This is a genomic window from Streptomyces sp. NRRL F-6492 (assembly GCF_001280125.1).
Classification (GTDB): Bacteria; Actinomycetota; Actinomycetes; order Streptomycetales; family Streptomycetaceae; genus Streptomyces.
The window spans coordinates 105,222-122,842 of record NZ_LGEG01000204.1 but is presented as its reverse complement, the minus strand read 5'-3'; the positions used below and the strand labels follow the sequence as shown (position 1 = coordinate 122,842).

17 protein-coding genes are annotated in these 17,621 nt (G+C 70.8%); 14 read left to right on the top strand and 3 right to left on the bottom strand.

Annotated elements, in window-relative coordinates; genetic code table 11:
• Positions 1-684, bottom strand: a 684-nt coding sequence (locus ADL08_RS15670; protein WP_199837015.1) for a beta-ketoacyl synthase N-terminal-like domain-containing protein, incomplete at its 3' end; no start/stop codon positions are given.
• Between the two features lie 296 nt (positions 685-980).
• Here ADL08_RS15670 and ADL08_RS15665 point away from each other — a divergent pair.
• The 5 genes from ADL08_RS15665 (at position 981) to ADL08_RS15645 (ending at position 4,759) form a co-directional block, all read left to right on the top strand.
• Entirely contained in the window at positions 981-1,358 is a 378-nt protein-coding gene (locus ADL08_RS15665) for a YybH family protein (RefSeq protein ID WP_053643245.1), read from the top strand.
• Between the two features lie 96 nt (positions 1,359-1,454).
• Complete coding sequence (locus ADL08_RS15660) at positions 1,455-1,871, top strand: YybH family protein (protein ID WP_053643243.1); 417 nt, start codon at positions 1,455-1,457, stop codon at positions 1,869-1,871.
• 199 nt (positions 1,872-2,070) lie between these two features.
• Positions 2,071-3,246 carry an acyl-CoA dehydrogenase family protein gene (locus tag ADL08_RS15655; protein ID WP_053643241.1) on the top strand — a complete coding sequence of 392 codons (1,176 nt, stop codon included), beginning with the start codon at positions 2,071-2,073 and terminating at the stop codon, positions 3,244-3,246.
• Between the two features lie 36 nt (positions 3,247-3,282).
• The gene (locus ADL08_RS15650) at positions 3,283-4,503 is read left to right on the top strand and encodes a cytochrome P450 family protein (protein ID WP_063885293.1); all 1,221 of its coding nucleotides are present in this window, start codon (positions 3,283-3,285) and stop codon (positions 4,501-4,503) included.
• Between the two features lie 25 nt (positions 4,504-4,528).
• The gene (locus ADL08_RS15645) at positions 4,529-4,759 is read left to right on the top strand and encodes a ferredoxin (RefSeq protein WP_053643239.1); all 231 of its coding nucleotides are present in this window, start codon (positions 4,529-4,531) and stop codon (positions 4,757-4,759) included.
• Positions 4,760-4,939: 180 nt separating this feature from the next.
• On the opposite strand, the gene ADL08_RS15640 is transcribed toward ADL08_RS15645, so the two are convergent.
• Together ADL08_RS15640 and ADL08_RS15635 are read right to left on the bottom strand one after the other, a co-directional pair.
• Positions 4,940-5,809 (bottom strand): NAD(P)-dependent oxidoreductase, encoded by an 870-nt coding sequence (locus ADL08_RS15640; RefSeq protein ID WP_053643237.1) that lies wholly within the window; start codon positions 5,807-5,809, stop codon positions 4,940-4,942.
• A gap of 136 nt (positions 5,810-5,945) precedes the next feature.
• The gene (locus tag ADL08_RS15635) at positions 5,946-7,292 is read right to left on the bottom strand and encodes a nucleotide disphospho-sugar-binding domain-containing protein (protein ID WP_053643235.1); all 1,347 of its coding nucleotides are present in this window, start codon (positions 7,290-7,292) and stop codon (positions 5,946-5,948) included.
• Between the two features lie 303 nt (positions 7,293-7,595).
• On the opposite strand from ADL08_RS15635, the gene ADL08_RS15630 reads away from it, so the two are divergent.
• The 9 genes from ADL08_RS15630 (at position 7,596) to ADL08_RS15590 (ending at position 17,589) form a co-directional block, all read left to right on the top strand.
• Entirely contained in the window at positions 7,596-8,987 is a 1,392-nt protein-coding gene (locus ADL08_RS15630) for a flavin monoamine oxidase family protein (RefSeq protein WP_053643233.1), read from the top strand.
• Positions 8,988-9,285: 298 nt separating this feature from the next.
• Positions 9,286-10,437, top strand: a complete 1,152-nt coding sequence (locus ADL08_RS15625; protein WP_053643231.1) for a DegT/DnrJ/EryC1/StrS family aminotransferase — start codon at positions 9,286-9,288, stop codon at positions 10,435-10,437.
• A 32-nt stretch (positions 10,438-10,469) separates the two neighbouring features.
• Positions 10,470-11,084, top strand: a complete 615-nt coding sequence (locus tag ADL08_RS15620; protein ID WP_053643229.1) for a dTDP-4-dehydrorhamnose 3,5-epimerase family protein — start codon at positions 10,470-10,472, stop codon at positions 11,082-11,084.
• Positions 11,081-12,148 carry a glucose-1-phosphate thymidylyltransferase gene (locus ADL08_RS15615; RefSeq protein ID WP_053643227.1) on the top strand — a complete coding sequence of 356 codons (1,068 nt, stop codon included), beginning with the start codon at positions 11,081-11,083 and terminating at the stop codon, positions 12,146-12,148. The genes ADL08_RS15620 and ADL08_RS15615 overlap by 4 nt, the downstream gene beginning before the upstream one ends.
• On the top strand, positions 12,145-13,122 hold the full coding sequence (gene rfbB, locus ADL08_RS15610; RefSeq protein WP_053643226.1) for a dTDP-glucose 4,6-dehydratase: 978 nt from the start codon (positions 12,145-12,147) through the stop codon (positions 13,120-13,122). The genes ADL08_RS15615 and rfbB overlap by 4 nt, the downstream gene beginning before the upstream one ends.
• A gap of 10 nt (positions 13,123-13,132) precedes the next feature.
• Positions 13,133-14,437, top strand: a complete 1,305-nt coding sequence (gene rfbH / locus ADL08_RS15605; protein ID WP_053643224.1) for a lipopolysaccharide biosynthesis protein RfbH — start codon at positions 13,133-13,135, stop codon at positions 14,435-14,437.
• The gene (locus ADL08_RS15600; RefSeq protein WP_053643222.1) at positions 14,434-15,822 is read left to right on the top strand and encodes an NDP-hexose 2,3-dehydratase family protein; all 1,389 of its coding nucleotides are present in this window, start codon (positions 14,434-14,436) and stop codon (positions 15,820-15,822) included. Before rfbH ends, ADL08_RS15600 begins: the two co-directional genes overlap by 4 nt.
• The gene (locus ADL08_RS15595; RefSeq protein ID WP_078968477.1) at positions 15,819-16,793 is read left to right on the top strand and encodes a Gfo/Idh/MocA family protein; all 975 of its coding nucleotides are present in this window, start codon (positions 15,819-15,821) and stop codon (positions 16,791-16,793) included. Before ADL08_RS15600 ends, ADL08_RS15595 begins: the two co-directional genes overlap by 4 nt.
• Positions 16,794-16,824: 31 nt before the next feature.
• Entirely contained in the window at positions 16,825-17,589 is a 765-nt protein-coding gene (locus ADL08_RS15590) for an SDR family NAD(P)-dependent oxidoreductase (protein ID WP_053643220.1), read from the top strand.
• The last annotated feature ends 32 nt before the right edge of the window (positions 17,590-17,621 follow it).

Below are 17,621 nucleotides of genomic sequence, written 5' to 3'. Positions count from 1 at the left end.
GGCCAGGTCGCATTCGCCGCGGCGCAGGGCGTTGGCCGCGAGGTGCAGTGCCACGAGCGAGGACGAGCACGCGGTGTCGACGGAGATCGCCGGACCCTCGAAACCGAACGTGTACGAGAGCCTGCCCGCGGCGATGCTGCCCGCGCTGCCGCTGAACAGATAGCCCTCGGAGGTCTCCTTCGGCAGTCCGGGCCGCGACCCGTAGTCGTTGTACATGACCCCGGCGAACACGCCGGTCCGGCTTCCCTTCAGCGTGTCGGGGTCGATGCCGGCCCGCTCGAAGGCCTCCCACGCCGTCTCCAACAGCAGCCGCTGCTGGGGGTCCGACGTCAGCGCCTCACGCGGTGACATCCCGAAGAACGCCGCGTCGAACCGCGCGGCATCGTGGAGGAAGCCCCCCTCGCGCCCGTAACTGGTCCCGACGTGCGCCGGGTCGGGGTCGTAGAGCCCTTCCAGGTCCCAGCCCCGGTCCGTGGGGAAGGAGGTGACGGCGTCGACGCCGTCCAGCGCCAGCCGCCACAGGTCCTCGGGCGACACCGCACCACCGGGGAAACGGCAGCCCATGGCGACGATCGCGATCGGCTCCCGCGCTCTCTCCTCGACCGTGCGCAGCCGGTCCCGCGCGTCACGGGCGTCCGTGATCGCACGCTTGAGGTACTCGCGGAGGGTGTTCTCGTCCGCCATGATGCTCAGCTCCCCGGTGTGATGTGCCCGTGCTCCCCCTGCCGTGCGCCACACGGGCCGGGAACATCTCGTGGAAACAATGCGTGGCCGGCCGTGAATGCGGCTTTTCGAGAAGGGCCCGTAGATCGTAATGCGGACCTGTGCACGGTGCGGTAACTGCGCGGAATTCCGAAGAGGTGGTCGTCTCGTTACTTCGCAGTGGGTGCGGGGTTCCCGGCCCGTCGCTAACCTCTCCGGGAATCAGCCCGGCATTCTCATGGGTGGTTGAGCGCACACCGAAACAGAGGAGTTCGATCGTGGCACGACTCACGAATGACGTCGAAAAGCACACGGCACTTTATGTCGAGGCGTTCAACGCGGGTGACGCGGACGCCGTGAACGCGATGTACACCGACGACGCCGTGGCGGTCTGGGAGCGCGGTGTCCCGCTCACCGGCCAGGCCCGGATCGACTCGGTCCGGGAGTTCCTCGCCGCCGGGCCGACGATGACGGCGGTCCCCCGGCAGTCGTTCGTGGCGGGCGACACCGCCCTGCTGATCGTCGACTGGACCATCGACACCAAGGATGCGGACGGGAACGCCGAGCGGCTCACGGGCGTCGGGGTGGACGTCCTGCGCCAGGACGCGGACGGGAACTGGCGGTACGCCGTCGACGACCCGTACGGCGAGCAGTAGGCCGGTCCGCGCGGCCCGTACGCCACCGGGCGCCGCCGTACCGGAACCCGTCGTCGCCACACCACCGTCAACCAAGGAAGCAGGGTCCGCATCTCCATGGCCATCACCGTCGACATCGACTTCGACAAGCCCGACCTGACCGCCGACACCGACCTGCAGAACGAGATATTCCTGCAGGTGTTCAACTCCGGCGACGGCGAGCTGTTCGACCGGCTCTACCGCCAGGACGCCGTCTCCAACTTCTCGGGTACGCCGCTGACCGGCGAGGACCGGCTCCGGTTCTTCAAGGAATTCCTCGCGTCCAAGCCCGTGCTCCAGGCGGAGGTCACCCACTCCTACGTCGCCGGCGACGTGGCGCTCATCGGAGTGCGCTTCGTCATCGACGGAACCGGCGACGACGGCGAGCCGCTGCACATCGAGGGCAACTGCACCGACGTCCTGCGCCGCGGCGAGGACGGCCGCTGGCTCATGGCCATCGACCGCCCGGTGGCCGGCGGCCTGCTCCCGGAATAGCCGGCCGCCGGATCCGAGGTCCGTCCGTCCCCGTGTGCCGTGTCGCTCCGACCGGCGCACGGGGATTGGCGTGCCGGAGCGAATGGGTGGGCCGTTGCCCGTGAATGGACGGAGGGTTGAAGCCCTCTGTTTGTGTGGCAGGTGCCTTGCTCTGCGCCCCGCCGGAGCGAGGACGGAAGAAAGACCACGTGGAGGAACAATGACGCGACCCGACAGCGACGCCCAGAACGTCCTGGAAGCGGTCAGGGAATCCATTCCCGTGCTGCGCCGGAATGCCGCCGAAACCGAGGACCGGCGCTGGATCGTCGACGAGAACGTCGCCCTGCTCGAAAAGGCCGGAGTGTTCCGCACGGCGGTTCCCGAGCGTTTCGGCGGTCTCGACCTGCCGGTGGAGGAGCAGGCGGAGATCCTCGCGGAGATCGCCCGTGGCTGTGGCTCGACGGGCTGGGTCTCGATGGTCTGGGTGTCCACCGCCTGGATCGCCACCCTCTATCCCGACCGGGCGCAGGAGGAGGTCTTCGCGCAGGGCTCCGTCCGCGTCTCCGGCGGGTTCACGCCGTCCGGCACGCTCACCCCGACGGAGGGGGGCTACCTCCTGAACGGCTCCTGGCGGTTCAACACCGGTGTGCGGGGCGCGGAGTGGAACGTGCACGCGGCCATGGTCGAGCACGGGAACGGTGAGCACGAGGAGCTCTTCGCCCTCGTACCGACGCAGGACATCACCCTCGCCGACGACTGGAACGTGTTCGGCGCCGGCGGTACCGGCAGCGTGACCTCCACGGCGAAGGACGTGTTCGTGCCGGCCCACCGCGTGGTGGACGGGGCGGTCTTCGACGCCAGCACCCGCGACCGCTGGAACGCGGACGTGAAGGGCCGCAACTACAACCTCACCAGCTACGTCCTCGCGACCTGCGCGCCGGTCTACCAGGGGATCGCCCAGGCCGCCCTGGAGCTGTTCCTGGAGCGGCTGCCCGGCAAGGGCATCACGTACACCGAGTGGTCCGAGCAGAGCCGGCACCCGTACACACAGATCCAGCTGGCCCACGCGACGAACAAGATCGCGTCGTGTGCGGCGCTCTCCTGCGACTGGCTGCGGGTGATGCGGGAACGGGCCGACCGCGGCGAGAAGATGACGGTGGAGGAGAAGGCCGCGGTCCGGGGGCAGGTCGGATACGTCGTGCAGTCGACCAGGGAAGCGGTGGAGTCCCTCTACGCCATCAGCTCCGCCTCGACCATTCTGCTGAGCAACCCCGTCCAGCGCGCCTTCCGCGACATCGAGGCGCTGTCCCTGCACGGTCTGCTGACCCCGGTCAGCTCCCTCGAAGCGCACGGCCGCGTGCTGCTCGGCCTCGAACCCGGAACCGACTACATCTGACCGATCCCCCTACCGCGACGTGCCGGGAGGCCCGCGATGACCACCGCGCAACAGGCACCAGTGCTGTTCGACTCCGCCTACTACCAGGACCCGTACACGGTGTACGACTGGCTGCGGGTCCATGATCCCGTCCACCGCTTCCGCTTCCCCGTCGGCGATGTGCCGATGATCTTCCTGTCCCGGTACGACGACGTCAAACGGCTGCTGAGCGACCAGCGGTTCAGCAACGACGGCGCCGTCTGGGGCAGTGAGGAGTTCAAGCGGTCGGGCATGATATTCGGCGCCGACACCCTGATCGGACGGATCCTCACCGTCCTCGACCCGCCGGACCACACCCGGGTGCGGAAGCTGGCGATGGGCGCGTTCACGCCCCGTCGCGCCGCGACCTGGAAGGAACCGGTCGAGCGCATCGTCACCGAGTCGCTTGACCGGCTGGCGAGTTCGAAGAACCCCGACGTGATGGACTTCGCCAGCAGGATCCCGGCCGACGTCACCGGAGAGATCCTCGGATTCCCGCTCAAGCGCTTCGGCGACATGCTGCACGCCATCGAGCGGGCCTTCCACGCCGACCCGTCCAACCCGGACAACGACGCCGAGGTCGCCGCCGCCTTCGAGGAGATCGTGGTGTACGGCCGCGAGCTGATCGTCGAGAAGCGGCGCAACCCCGGCGACGACCTGACGTCCCTCTTCATCCACGCGCGGGACGGCGAGGACCGGCTGACCGAGGACGAGCTCGTCTCCATGGTCGCGGTCATGATCATGGCCGGCATCGACACGACCAGGAACCTGATCGGATCCGCGGTGCTGGCGCTCCTGGACCATCCCGACCAGCGCCGGCTGCTCGTGGAGAAGCCCGAGCACGTGCCGGGCGCGGTGGAGGAGTTCCTGCGCTACGACGGCGCGTTCACCGTGGGCCTGTTCCGTCTCGCCAAGGAGGACTTGGAGCTCGGCGGGGTCCCGGTCCCCGCGGGCACGCCGGTGGTCGCCGGCCTCCAGGCCGCCAACTACGACCCGGAGAAGTTCCCCGATCCGCGGCGCCTGGACATCACCCGGACGGGGACGGTGCGGCACCTCGCTCTGGGCCACGGCCTGCACAACTGCATGGGGGCGGCCCTGGCGCGCCTGGAGACCGGCATCGCGGTCCCGGCGCTCCTCCGGCGCTTCCCCGACCTGCGCCTCGCCGTGCCGCGCGAGGAGATCCGCTTCGAGGAGAACTGGCTGCTGCGCAGTCTGCCGGTCCTGCCGGTGACGCTGTGAACCGCCCGGGACGGGGGAGGAACCGATGAGCAAGATGACGCTGAGCGTCGACGCCGCGGTGTGCACCGGCGCAGGCACCTGCGAGGCGATGCATCCGCGACTGTTCAAGGTGCGTGACGAGGGCTACGCGGTGCCCCTCAGGACGGTTCTCGTGGACCCCGCCGACATCGAGGACGCCGACAGCGTGCTCGACGTCTGCCCCACCGAGGCGATCCGGCTCACCGAGACGGCCGCCTCGCCCGCGGACCGGGACTGACCACGCGCTTCGGGGGCCGCCCGTCCTCGGGCGGCCCCCGAACGCGACCGCACGACCGCACGACCGCGCCACAGGCACGGCGGAGGCGGGAACGGACGAAGGGCCATTCGGAGTCGTACGACGCGCGGTCGTCGGTCGACTCCGAATGGCCCTTCCGCCTCGAGGCCGTTACCGCCGTGCCTACTTGCGCTTCAGCAGCTCGACGAGGCTGGAGAAGCTGTCGGCCGCGTGGCCGCCCTCCACGCCGCGCCGGAAGATGTCGACGACGGCGGTCTGCAGGGCGGTGTCGACGCCCGCGTCGGCGATCGTGTGCAGCACGTGCTCCACGCTGGCCAGGCCCATGGCCAGCCGGTCGACGTCGCCCTCGTGGTTGCCGGCGTCGATGCGCTCCGCGTAGAAGGCCAGGAACCCCGGCAGGGACTCCACGGTGGACCGCGCGTTCGCCAGGATGTCGGAGGCCTTCAGGCCGTTGGCGTTGGCGAGCGCGACGGCCTGCCAGTAGCCCAGCATGGACGTCCAGAACATGGCCATGCCGATCTGGTACTCCAGGGCGGCCAGACCCGGGTCCTCGCCGCGGAAGTCGGCGCTGGTCAGGGCCTCCAGCGTGGACTTGTGCCGGTCGAACTCGGCCCGGGCGCCGCTGTAGAACGTCGAGGACTCGGGGTCGCCGATGCCCGACGGCGGGACGGTGACGCCGCCGCTGATGTGCGTGCCGCCGCGCTCCGCGATCCACTGCGCGCCGGTGCGGGTCTTGTCGGGGGTGTCGGAGCTCAGGTTGACGAAGACCCGGCCCGTCAGCGCGTCGGCCGCCGGTTCCAGCACGGCGTACATCGCGTCGTAGTCCGTCAGGCTCAGCACCACCAACTCGTTGGCCTTGACGGCCTCTTCGACGCTCCCCGCGAGGACCGCCCCACGGGCCACCAGGTCGTCGGCGCGTGACGCGGTGCGGTTCCAGACGGTGACCGGGTGTCCCTTGTCGAGGAAGGCGGTGACCATCGCCTGCCCCATGGGGCCGAGTCCGATGACAGTGACGGCCTGCTTGCTGCTCATGGGGAAAGACCTCCAGCGTCTCTTGCTGTCCAAAGGACTGGAACGAGCGCTTTATCCAGCGCCCGGGCAGAACGTAGCACATCTCTAGTGCGAACGCTCTAATTAGTCGGAACGACGTACCGCCGACAGCGCACCGTCACGCGCGCGAGCGGTGAACCTCGGTCAGCCGTTCGAGGATGGGGATGATCTCCGTGGGGGTGGGCGCCGCCACGATGTCCTTGCGCAGCGACCGCGCGCCCTCGCGGACCGACGCGTCGGACACCGCGCGCTCGAGCCGCTCCCGCATCTGCGACCGGCTCAGTTCCCGGTGGTCCAGCGTGAACCCCGCCCCGCGTTCGGCCAGGTACTTCGTCGTGGGGGGAACGTCCATGTGCTGGGTCGTGAACGTCTTCTTGTTGCCCTCGTCGTCGATGGTGGTGAAGTCGTTGGCGTCGGACGTGATCAGCTGGGGCACGCCCATGGCCGCCGCGGCGTTGAACGACCCCGTCCCGCCGTGGTGGATGAGCGCAGCGCTCGACGGCAGGAGCAGGTTGAGCGGCAGGTAGTCGACGGTCCGTACGTTGTCGGGGACCGGGATGTCGCGCAGCTGGTCCTTGTTGAACGTGGCCACCACCTCGATGTCCATGCCGTCCACGGTCTCCAGCAGGGCCTCGACCCTCGGCCGGCTCTCCTCGAAGAAGGCGCGCATCGACATGCCGAGCGACATCGTCACCCGGGGCCGCTCCGGCCGGGCGTACAGCCAGTCGGGGATCGGGGCGGCGCCGGTGTACGGCATCCACTGCATCGGCAGCGTGCGCGTACGGGTCGGAAGCCTCATGCCGGACGGCGTCGGGTCCACCGTCCACTGGCCGAGCAGCAGTTCGTCGTCGACCTCCAGGCCGTAGCGGTCCGCGATGGCCCGGACGGACCCCTCCATGGGGTTCGTGCCCAGACGGGACCCGAGGACGCGCCTGCGGTCGGCGAACCTGTCCACGGTCCAGCCCCAGTAGTCCAGGCCCCACAGCAGCCGCGCGTGCGCCGCCCCGCTGGCCCGGGCGGCCACGGCGGAGGAGGGCCAGCACGGGTCCCACAGCACCAGGTCGGGCCGCCAGTCGCGCGCCGCGTCGACCAGCCTGTCGATCCACGGGTAGTTCTCCGCGGGCGCCTCGCCGATCGGGTGGAAGTCCCACATCACGGGGAAGAGGAAGGTGCGCAGGCTCTCCCACGGGTAGCGGTCCTCCGGGGCCAGGGCGAGGTCCTCGGTGAGCCGGTCCATCTCGGCCTCCACGTCACGGGACTTGGAGTTCTCGCCGTCCCAGGGCGTCGGCATGAGCCCGAGGTCCCCGAGCGGCACCGGGGTGAGGCCCACGGAGGCGATGCCCTCCGCCATGCTGGGATGCGCCGCCACGCACACCTCGTGACCCGCGCTCTGGAGCGACCAGGCGAGCGGAGTCAGCGGGAAAAGGTGGGCGGTGCCCGGCCAGATCGTGAACATGACGCGCATCAGCTGCCACCCCTTGGGCTTGAAATCGTCGCCGAACAGGGCCGAACGGCCATCGTTCCGGCTTTTTGGCGGAAGCTAACAGGGCGTCGACAACCGGTCGGTAATCCGCAGGTAATGGAGGAAACCGACCGCGGTGGCGGAGGGGCCGACCGCTGCTTCCCGCCGCTTTTTCCCAAGGACACACGCGAGTTGCACGCATGTGATTACCGCTGGATTACAGGCCGGCAGGTAGGAATCTGGAACCGCCGGACGATCGATTCCGGCACATCTCGCTTCTTTACCCATCCACCGGGGAGCGCACACATGACGAACACGCATGGCTTGAACAGGAGGTCCCTGCTCAAGGCCGCGGGGGCCGCGGCGCTGGCCGCTCCACTGGCGGCCGCCGGTGCGGGTCCCGCGTTCGCCGAGAACGCCGCGGTGGACGCCATCGTCGTGGGCGCCGGCTACGCCGGCGGGACGGTCGCCCGCGAGTTCGGCGCACGGGGGATGAAGACCCTGGTGCTGGAGGCCCGCGACAGGATCGGCGGCCGGATCTGGACGGGAACCTTCGCCGGCGAGCGGGTCGAGATCGGCGGCGGCTGGCTGGGCCCCGAGCACCACCACGTCATGGCGGAGTTCCGCCGCTACGGACTCACCACGGTGACCGACGTGGCCGCCACGCGCATGGTCATGCCGAGTGCCGACGGCTTCGCCGAGGTCGACCCCGCGGCCGCCGGAGCCGAACTGGCCGACCTCAACATCCGGCTCTACGCGGGCTCCGAGCAGTACTTCGAGCGGCCGAGGGAGCCCCTGTACCGCCGGGACCTCCTCAAGGAGGTCGACAAGCTGTCCATGGCCGACCGCATCGGGCAGCTCGGCCTCGATCCCGTGCGCTTCCACTGGCTCGACGGCAGCGCGGCGCTCTACGCCGGAGGACCGAGCTCGACGGGCTCGCTGACCAGCATGGCGCAGTGGGAGCGGCTGGCCGCGGGGAGGCCCGAGCTGACCACGAGCCTCAAGCCCGTCCAGGGCATGACGGCGCTCCTGGAGGCCATGCTCGCCGAGTCGCGCGCGCGGATCGTGCTCAACTCCCCGGTGTCCCGGATCACCCAGGGATCCGGGAGGGTCACGGTCGAGGTGGTGGGCGGCAGGCGGTACACCGCGCCCCTCGTCGTGGTGGCGATCCCCACCAACATGTGGCGGACCATCACGTTCGCCCCCGGTCTGCCCGCCGCTCACACTGCGGCCACCCGGGAGGGCATCGGCGTGCCGCAGGGCACCAAGATATGGATGCAGGTCCGGGGGGAGACCGACGCCGTCTACGCCCAGGGAACCGCGGACTCCGCCCTCATGCAGGTGATCCCCCAGCAGCAGCTCGCCGACGGCAGCCGGCTGATGATCGGCTTCAGCGGCCCCCGGCTGAACACCTCGGACCCCGCTCAGGTCCAGGACGCCCTGCGGAGGTTCCTCCCGAACGCGCGACTCGTCTCCCACCGGGCGAAGGCGTGGGGAAGCGACCCGTACGCGCGCGGTGCCTGGGGAATGCGCAAGCCCGGCCAGCTGCTGCGCCAGCTGCCCGCCGTCCAGCAGCCCCACCAGCGAGTGCTGTTCGCCGGCGGCGACATCGCCGACGGCTGGCACGGGGCCTTCGTCGACGGTGCCATCGAGTCCGGGCTGCTCGCCTCGCGCCAGGCCGCGGCGATCCTCCGCTGATTCCCCCGCGCCCGTGAAATACCTGATTACCGGCCCGTTACTGGTCATTTGAACGCGGCCGGTAGTTTCATGGGCGCTACTCGTGGACCGCCTCGCGAGAGACACCCGTGTGCCCGTTTCGATTCGTTCGGTCTCAGTGTTCCGTCTCGTCGTCCGGGTGTTCGCCGACACCGATGTTCCCGGGGTCGGCCGGAACGTGATCGGCGGCCGGCCGGACCGGAGTAGCGGTCGCCCCCTGTCCGGAAGCCGCCGCTCATCCCCGTGCGGCACGCGCGCAATTCCCGATCGGAGCATCACGATGATCAACGTCTTCCAGCCGAGCCTCGGCTCCGAGGAACTCGAAGCGGTCGCGGCCGTGTTCGAGAGCAACTGGCTCGGACACGGTCCTCGCACCAAGGAGTTCGAGGCCGCCTTCGCGGCGCACGTGGGCGTGGCACCCGAGCAGATGATCTTCATCAACTCGGCCACCGCCGGCCTGTTCCTGAGCACCGAACTCCTCGGCCTCGGACCCGGCGACGACGTGGTCCTGCCCTCCGCGAGCTTCGTCGCCGCCGGGAACGCCGTCGCCGCCACCGGGGCCCGGCCGGTCTTCTGCGACGTCGACCCGCACCTGCTCAACCCGACCGCCGAACACGTCGAACGCGCCCTGACCCCGCACACCAGGGCCGTCCTCCTCCTGCACTACGGCGGCCGGCCCGGCGACGTCGTCGCCATCGCCGAGCTGTGCCGCTCCCGCGGCATCCCGCTCATCGAGGACGCGGCCTGCGCGGTCGCCTCGGCCGTCGACGGCGCCAGGTGCGGCAGCTTCGGCGACGTGGCGATGTGGAGCTTCGACTCCATGAAGGTCCTCGTGACCGGCGACGGCGGGATGCTGTACGTCCGCGACCCCGAACTCGCCCGCACGGCACGCCGCCTGGCCTACCACGGCCTGGAGCAGTCCAGCGGCTTCTCGGCGGCGAAGGTCTCGCACCGCTGGTGGGAGCTGAACGTCAGGGAGTTCGGCCGCCGCGTCATCGGCAACGACGTCACCGCGGCCATCGGCGGCGTCCAGCTCCGCCGGCTCCCCGGCTTCGTCGCCCGCCGCCGCGCCGTCGCCGAACAGTACGACCGCCTCCTCCGGGACGTCGAGGGCCTGCGGCTCCCGTCGGCGCTGCCCGCCGGACACGACTCCACGTACTACTTCCACTGGGTGCAGATGGACGCCGGGATCCGCGACCTCGTGGCCGCCGACCTCCTCGACAAGGGCGTCTACACCACCTTCCGCTACCCGCCGCTGCACAAGGTCCCGGCCTACGGCGACCCCGGCACCCACCTGCCCGGCACCGACCACGCCGCCGACACCACCCTCCTGCTGCCGCTGCACCAGGGCCTGGACGACACCGAGGTGAGGACCGTCGCCGACGAGCTGCGCAAGTCGGTCGAGCACCGCCTCGCAGAACTCGCCCGCTGAACCGGACGCGACCAGGAGAGGCTGTCACCTCCGTGCACATCGCCGACACCGCGGTCCCCGGCGCCCACGTCGTCACCCCCGAGCCGCACACCGACGAGCGCGGCGACTTCTTCGAGGGCCTGCGGACCGACCACCTCGAAGCCGCGACCGGGCGCCCCTTCGTCCCCCGCCAGATCAACTACTCCACCTCGCGCCGCAACACCCTGCGCGGCATCCACGGCGTGGCCATCCCCCCGGGACAGGCCAAGTACGTCACCTGCGTGCGCGGGGCACTGCGCGACATCGTGGTGGACCTGAGGGTCGGATCACCGGCCTTCGGCACCTACGCGACCCACGTCCTCGACGCCGCGTCGGGGCGGGCCGTCTACGTCCCGGAGGGCGTCGGCCACGGATTCCTCACCCTCACCGACGACACGTGCGTCTGCTACGTCCTCTCCAGCGTGTACGTGCCCGGAACACAGATCGACATCAACCCCCTGGACGCCGACCTCGCCCTGCCCTGGGGCTTCACCGAACCCCCGCTGATGTCCCGGAAGGACGCGACGGCCCCCGGCGTCCGCGAAGCCGCGGCCGCGGGACTCCTGGCCTCCTGGCAGGAAGCCACCCGAGACGCACACTCCCCTGTTTCAAGGAAGGCACTGCCATGAAGGCTCTGGTGCTGTCGGGCGGGGCGGGAACACGCCTGCGCCCCTTCAGTTATTCGATGCCGAAACAGCTGATCCCGATCGTGAACAAACCGGTCCTCGAATACGCCGTGGAGAACATCGCCGCGCTCGGCGTGACCGAGGTCGCCGTGATCGTCGGGGACCGGGCCGCGCAGATCACCGAGGCCCTGGGCGACGGCAGCCGCTTCGGCGTCCGCATCACCCCCATCCACCAGGACAGGCCGCGCGGCCTCGCCCACTGCGTGGAGCTGGCGCGCCCGTTCCTCGGCGACGACGACTTCGTCATGTACCTCGGCGACAACATGCTGCCCGACGGCATCACCGCCGTCGCCGACGAGTTCCGCTCCGGCCGTCCGGCCGCCCAGATCGTCGTCTCCAAGGTGCCCGACCCCCGGCCCTTCGGCGTCGTCGAACTCGACGCCGAGGGCGCCGTGGTCGCCCTGGTGGAGAAGCCGGCCCACCCGCGCAGCGACCTCGCCCTGATCGGGGTGTACTTCTTCACCCACGCCATCCACGAGGCCGTCGGCGCCATCGAACCCAGCGCCCGGGGCGAGCTGGAGATCACCGACGCCATCCAGTGGCTGCTCACCCGGGGCCACCGGGTGAAGGCCGGCGAGTACGACGGGTACTGGAAGGACACCGGCAGGGCCGACGACGTCCTGGAGTGCAACCGGCACCTCCTGGCGACGCTGGACCGCCGGATCGAGGGCGACGTCGACGCGACGAGCGAACTCGTCGGCCGGGTCGTCGTCGAGCCCGGCGCGCGCGTGGTCCGGTCGCGGATCGTCGGCCCGGCCGTCATCGGCGCCGGCACCCTCGTCGAGGACTGCCGGATCGGACCGGACACCTCCGTGGCCCGCGACTGCGTCCTGCGCGCCACCCGGCTCACCGACTCCATCGTGATGGCCGGCGCCACGATCAGCCAGGTGCCCGGACTGCACGGCTCCCTCATCGGCCGCTCCGCCAACATCGGCCCGAGCGACCACGCCGAGGCCCACCACCGCCTCGTGGTCGGCGACCACACCCACGTGGAGGTGGCCGCGTGAGGGTGCTCGTCACCGGCGGGGCCGGCTTCATCGGCTCCCACTACGTCCGCACCATGCTCGCCGGCGGCTACCCGGGCTACGAACAGGCCCGCGTCACCGTCCTCGACAAGCTCACCTACGCGGGCAACCGCGACAACATCCCCCTGGGACACCCCCGCCTCGACCTGATCGAGGGCGACGTCTGCGACCGCGACCTGCTGCTCGACGTGCTGCCCGGCCACGACGCCGTCGTCCACTTCGCCGCCGAGTCCCACGTCGACCGCTCGCTGTCCCTGCCCGACGCCTTCGTCCGCACGAACGTCCTGGGCACCCAGACCCTCCTCGACGCCTGCCTCGCCGCACGCGTGGGCCGGGTCGTGCACGTCTCCACCGACGAGGTGTACGGCTCCATCGACGAGGGCTCGTGGACCGAGGACTGGCCGCTGATGCCCAACTCCCCGTACGCGGCGTCGAAGGCGGCCTCCGACCTGATCGCCCGCGCCTACTGGCGCACCCACGGCCTGGAGGTGTCGATCACCCGCTGCTCCAACAACTTCGGCCCCCACCAGCACCCCGAGAAGCTCATCCCGCTGTTCATCACCCAGCTCCTGGAGGGCGGGCAGGTCCCGCTGTACGGCGACGGCCTCAACGTACGGGAGTGGCTGCACGTCGACGACCACTCGCGGGCCATCCAACTGGTCCTCACCCGGGGCCGCGCCGGCGAGATCTACAACGTGGGCGGCGGCAACGAGCAGACCAACCTCTCCGTCACCGAGCGCCTCCTCGAACTGTGCGGGGCCGACCGGTCGAGCATCCGCCACGTCGAGGACCGCAAGGGCCACGACCTGCGGTACTCGCTCGACGAGACCAAGATCCGAGAAGAGCTGGGATACGCGCCGAGCATCGACTTCGGCGAAGGCCTGGCCGAGACCGTCGCCTGGTACCGGGACAACGGGCAGTGGTGGAAGGCGTCCAAGGAGCGAGCCCGTGACTGAGGAGCGATCGATGACGGACCACAAGGCCCTGGTCCTGGACGAGGTGCGCAAGTACCACCTCGACCGGCAGGACACCGACGGATTCGTGCCCGGCGTCACGGAGATCTGGCCCTCCGGCGCCGTCCTGGACGCCGAGGACCGGGTGGCCCTCGTCGAGGCCGCCCTCGACCTGAGGATCGCGGCGGGCCCCAGCTCCCGGAAGTTCGAGTCGGCCTTCGCCCGCCGGCTGCGCCGCCGCAAGGCCCACCTCACGAACTCGGGCTCCTCCGCCAACCTCCTGGCGCTCTCGGCGTACACCTCGCACCTCTTCGAGGACCGCCGCCTGCGCCCGGGGGACGAGGTGATCACCGTCGCGGCGGGCTTCCCCACCACCGTGAACCCGATCGTGCAGAACGGCCTCGTCCCCGTCTTCGTCGACGTGGAGCTCAGCACCTACAACACCACGGCGGACCGCGTCGCGGCGGCCATCGGCCCCAAGACCCGCGCCATCATGATCGCGCACGCCCTCGGCAACCCCTTCGAAGCCGCCGAGATCGCCCAACTCGCCGCAGAACACGACCTTTTCTTCGTCGAGGACAACTGCGACGGCGTGGGCTCCACCTACCGGGGACAGCTCACCGGCACCTTCGGACACGTCACGACCGTCAGCTTCTACCCCGCCCACCACCTCACCATGGGCGAGGGCGGCTGCGTCCTGACCTCCGACCTGAAGCTCGCCCGGATCATCGAGTCGCTGCGCGACTGGGGCCGGGACTGCTGGTGCGAGCCGGGCAAGAACAACACCTGCCTCAAGCGCTTCCAGTACCAGATGGGCACCCTCCCGGAGGGCTACGACCACAAGTACATCTTCTCCCACGTCGGCTACAACCTGAAGGCCACCGACCTCCAGGCCGCCCTCGGCCTCTCCCAGCTGGACAAGCTCGACGGCTTCGTGGACGCCCGCAAGCGCAACTGGCGGCGGCTGCGCGAGGGGCTCGACGGCGTCCCCCACCTGCTGCTGCCCGAACCCACCCCGGGCAGCGACCCCAGCTGGTTCGGATTCGTGATCACCGTGGACGCCGACGCGCCCTTCAGCCGGGCCGAACTGGTCCACCACCTCGAAGAGCGCAAGATCGGCACGCGCAGGCTCTTCGCCGGCAACCTCACGCGCCACCCCGCCTACCTGGACCGCCCCCACCGGGTCGTCGGCGACCTCGCCAACTCCGACGTCATCACCGAGAACACCTTCTGGGTCGGGGTCTACCCGGGGCTCACCGAGCCGATGCTCGACTACGTGATCACCACGGTCAAGGAGTTCGTGGAGGCCCGCGGATGAGCACCGTCCCCCCGATCCTGCGCCGGCGGCACGACGAGACGGTCGCCGCGAGGCTGGAGCGCTCGGCCGGCGTCACCGGCGAGGGGGCCGCGCTGCGGACGGCGGACTTCGACGACTGGCTCGACGGCCGCCGGCGCGCGCACCACTTCCAGGTGCGGCGCATCGCGTTCGCGGACCTGGACGGCTGGTCGTTCCACCCCGACACCGGCAACCTCGGCCACCACAGCGGCCGGTTCTTCACCGTCGAGGGACTCTCCGTCGAGACCGACATCGGCCCCTTCCGGCACTGGCAGCAGCCGATCATCAAGCAGCCCGAGGTCGGCATCCTGGGCATCCTGGCCAAGGAGTTCGACGGAGTCCTGCACTTCCTCATGCAGGCCAAGATGGAGCCGGGCAACCGCAACCTGCTCCAGCTCTCCCCGACCGTGCAGGCCACCCGCAGCAACTACACCAAGGTCCACCGCGGCGCGGACGTGAAGTACCTCGACCACTTCACTGTCCCCGGCCGCGGCCGGGTCCTCGCCGACGTCCTCCAGTCCGAGCACGGCGCCTGGTTCTTCCGCAAGGCCAACCGCAACATGATCGTCGAGACGGACGAGGACGTCCCGGTCGACGACGACTTCTGCTGGCTGACCCTCGGTCAGATCGGCGAACTCCTGCGCCGCGACAACGTGGTGAACATGGACGCCCGCACCGTCCTGGCCTGCGCCCCCGTCGCCTCCGACGAGCCCGGCGCGCTCCTGCCCGACACGGCCCTGCTCTCCTGGTTCACCGCCCGGCGCTCCGGGACCGACGTGCGCGCGGAGCGCGTCCCGCTGGCGGAGATCAGGGACTGGGTGCGCGGCGCGTGGTCCCTCGACCACGCGAAGGGCCGGTACTTCCGCGTGGTCGCGGTCTCCGTCGAGGCCGGCAACCGCGAGGTGCGCGGCTGGTCGCAGCCCCTGTTCGAGCCGCGCGACACCGGCCGCACCGCCTTCGTCACCCGGCGCTTCGGGGGAGTCCCCCACCTCCTGGCGCACGCCAAGTTCGAAGGCGGCCTCCTCGACCGGATCGAGCTCGCCCCCACCGTCCAGTACACCGCCGCCAACCACGCGGACCGCACGGGGGACGACCGGCCCCCGTTCCTGGACCTCGTCCTGTCGGCCGACCGGGCCCGCGTACGGTACGACGTGCTCCACTCGGAGGAGGGCGGCCGCTTCCTCAACGCCGAGAGCCGCTACCTCTTCCTGGACGCCGACGAGGACGAAGCCCCCCTGGACGCCCCGCCCGGCTACGCCTGGGTGACCCCCGGCCAGCTGCGGTGGCTGGTGCGGCACAGCCACTACGTGAACGTCCAGGCGCGCACCCTGCTCTCGCTCCTCAACACCGGCGCGGTGCGGCTGTGACCCCACCCGTACGGATCGCGGTCCTCGGCTCCGCCGACTTCGCCCGGCGGCGGATGCTGCCCGCGTTCGCCGCCTGCGAGGGCGTCGCCCTCTCCGCGATCGCCAGCCGCGACCACGCCAGGGCCCGCGCCCTGGCCGGGGTCCACGGCTGCCGCGCCCTGCACGGCTACGCGGCGGCCCTGGAGGACGACGACGTCGAGGCGGTGTACGTCCCCCTGCCCGCCGCGCTCCACGCCCGCTGGGTCCGGGCGGCCCTGCACGCCGGCAAGCACGTGCTCGCGGAGAAGCCCCTCGCCACCACCGCCGGCGAGACGGCCGAACTCCTGGACCTGGCCCGCACCAGGCGCCTGACCCTGGTCGAGAACGTCCTCTTCCCCCACCACTCCCAGCACGCCCGGGCGCGTGAGCTCGTCGCCTCCGGCGCCATCGGTGAACTCCGCTCATTCCGTGCGGACTTCACCGTTCCGCGGCGGGCCGAGGACGACATCCGCTACCGCGCCGACCTCGGCGGGGGAGCGCTGTTCGACACCGGTGTCTATCCGGTCCGGGCCGCCCTCCACGCCCTCGGCGACGACCTGCGGGTCGCGGGCGCGGTCGCCGTACGGGACGCCGTACGGGACGTCGACACCGGGGGGACGGCCCTGCTCCACACCCCCGAGGGGGTCGGCGCCCAGCTCGCCTACGGCCTCGACGACGCCTACCGCAACACCTACGCCTACGCGGGCACCGAGGGGCGCCTCACCGTCGGGCGGGCCTTCACGCCCCCGGCCGACCACGCCCCGGTGCTCCGCCTGGAGCGCGGCGGCGAGGTCACGGAGATCCGCCTCGACGCCGAGGACCAGGTCGCCCGGGCCGTCGGGGCGTTCGCGCACGCGGTGCGCACGGGCGGGGAGCCCGACCCGGCCGTCCTGCGGCAGGCGGTGCTGCTGGAGGACATCGCCGCCCGGGCCGCCGTCGCGGCAAAGCCCTGACCCGACGAGAACGAGCTGAAAGACTTCCGCCATGTCGAGTGATCTCTTGTCGGGAAAGGTCGTCCTGATCACGGGGGCGAGCAGTGGTATCGGCGCGGCGACGGCACGGACCTGCGCCCAGGAGGGCGCGGCGGTCGTCCTGACGGCGCGCAGGGAGGACCGGCTGGCCGCCCTCACCGAAGAACTGCGCGCCGGGGGCGCCCGGGCGTCGTACGTCGTCGCGGACGTCACCGTCGCCGGGGAGGCCGGGAAGGCGGTGGACTTCGCGGTCTCCGCGTACGGCCGCCTGGACGGGGCGTTCAACAACGCCGGCATAGGCGGGGACCGCACTCCGCTGCACCTGATGTCGGACGAGGTCTACGAGTCGATCATGGACACCAACGTCCGGGGGGTGTTCAACTGCCTGCGCCACGAGCTGGCGGCGATGCTGGAGGGCGGCGGCGGGGCCATCGTGAACAACAGCAGCGTCGGAGGGCTGGTCGCGATTCCCACGGCGGCGCCGTACATCGCCTCCAAGCACGCGGTGATCGGCCTGACCCGGGCGGCCGCGGACGAGTACGCCCACCAGGGCATCCGGGTGAACGCGGTGGCGCCCGGGACCACGCGCAGCGAGATCACCCGCGACTGGTTCGGGCGCAACCCGGGCCTGGAGGAGATCGCCAACTCGCTGACGCCGCAGGGGCGCACGGCCGAGCCGGAGGAGATCGCGCAGGCGGTGGCGTGGCTCCTCAGCGAGCGCTGCCCCTTCCTGACCGGCACGGTGATGCCGGTGGACGGCGGCTTCGTCAACCGGTGACCCGCGGGTGCGCGGGCGGACGGGGGAGGAGC

Coding starts and splice junctions, on each gene's coding strand:
- ADL08_RS15660 (WP_053643243.1), top strand. CDS start 1,455: ATGGCCATCACCGTCGACATCGACTTCGACAAGCCCGACCTGACCGCC.
- ADL08_RS15655 (WP_053643241.1), top strand. CDS start 2,071: ATGACGCGACCCGACAGCGACGCCCAGAACGTCCTGGAAGCGGTCAGG.
- ADL08_RS15650 (WP_063885293.1), top strand. CDS start 3,283: ATGACCACCGCGCAACAGGCACCAGTGCTGTTCGACTCCGCCTACTAC.
- ADL08_RS15645 (WP_053643239.1), top strand. CDS start 4,529: ATGAGCAAGATGACGCTGAGCGTCGACGCCGCGGTGTGCACCGGCGCA.
- ADL08_RS15640 (WP_053643237.1), bottom strand. CDS start 5,809: ATGAGCAGCAAGCAGGCCGTCACTGTCATCGGACTCGGCCCCATGGGG.
- ADL08_RS15635 (WP_053643235.1), bottom strand. CDS start 7,292: ATGCGCGTCATGTTCACGATCTGGCCGGGCACCGCCCACCTTTTCCCG.
- ADL08_RS15630 (WP_053643233.1), top strand. CDS start 7,596: ATGACGAACACGCATGGCTTGAACAGGAGGTCCCTGCTCAAGGCCGCG.
- ADL08_RS15625 (WP_053643231.1), top strand. CDS start 9,286: ATGATCAACGTCTTCCAGCCGAGCCTCGGCTCCGAGGAACTCGAAGCG.
- ADL08_RS15615 (WP_053643227.1), top strand. CDS start 11,081: ATGAAGGCTCTGGTGCTGTCGGGCGGGGCGGGAACACGCCTGCGCCCC.
- rfbH (WP_053643224.1), top strand. CDS start 13,133: ATGACGGACCACAAGGCCCTGGTCCTGGACGAGGTGCGCAAGTACCAC.
- ADL08_RS15600 (WP_053643222.1), top strand. CDS start 14,434: ATGAGCACCGTCCCCCCGATCCTGCGCCGGCGGCACGACGAGACGGTC.
- ADL08_RS15590 (WP_053643220.1), top strand. CDS start 16,825: ATGTCGAGTGATCTCTTGTCGGGAAAGGTCGTCCTGATCACGGGGGCG.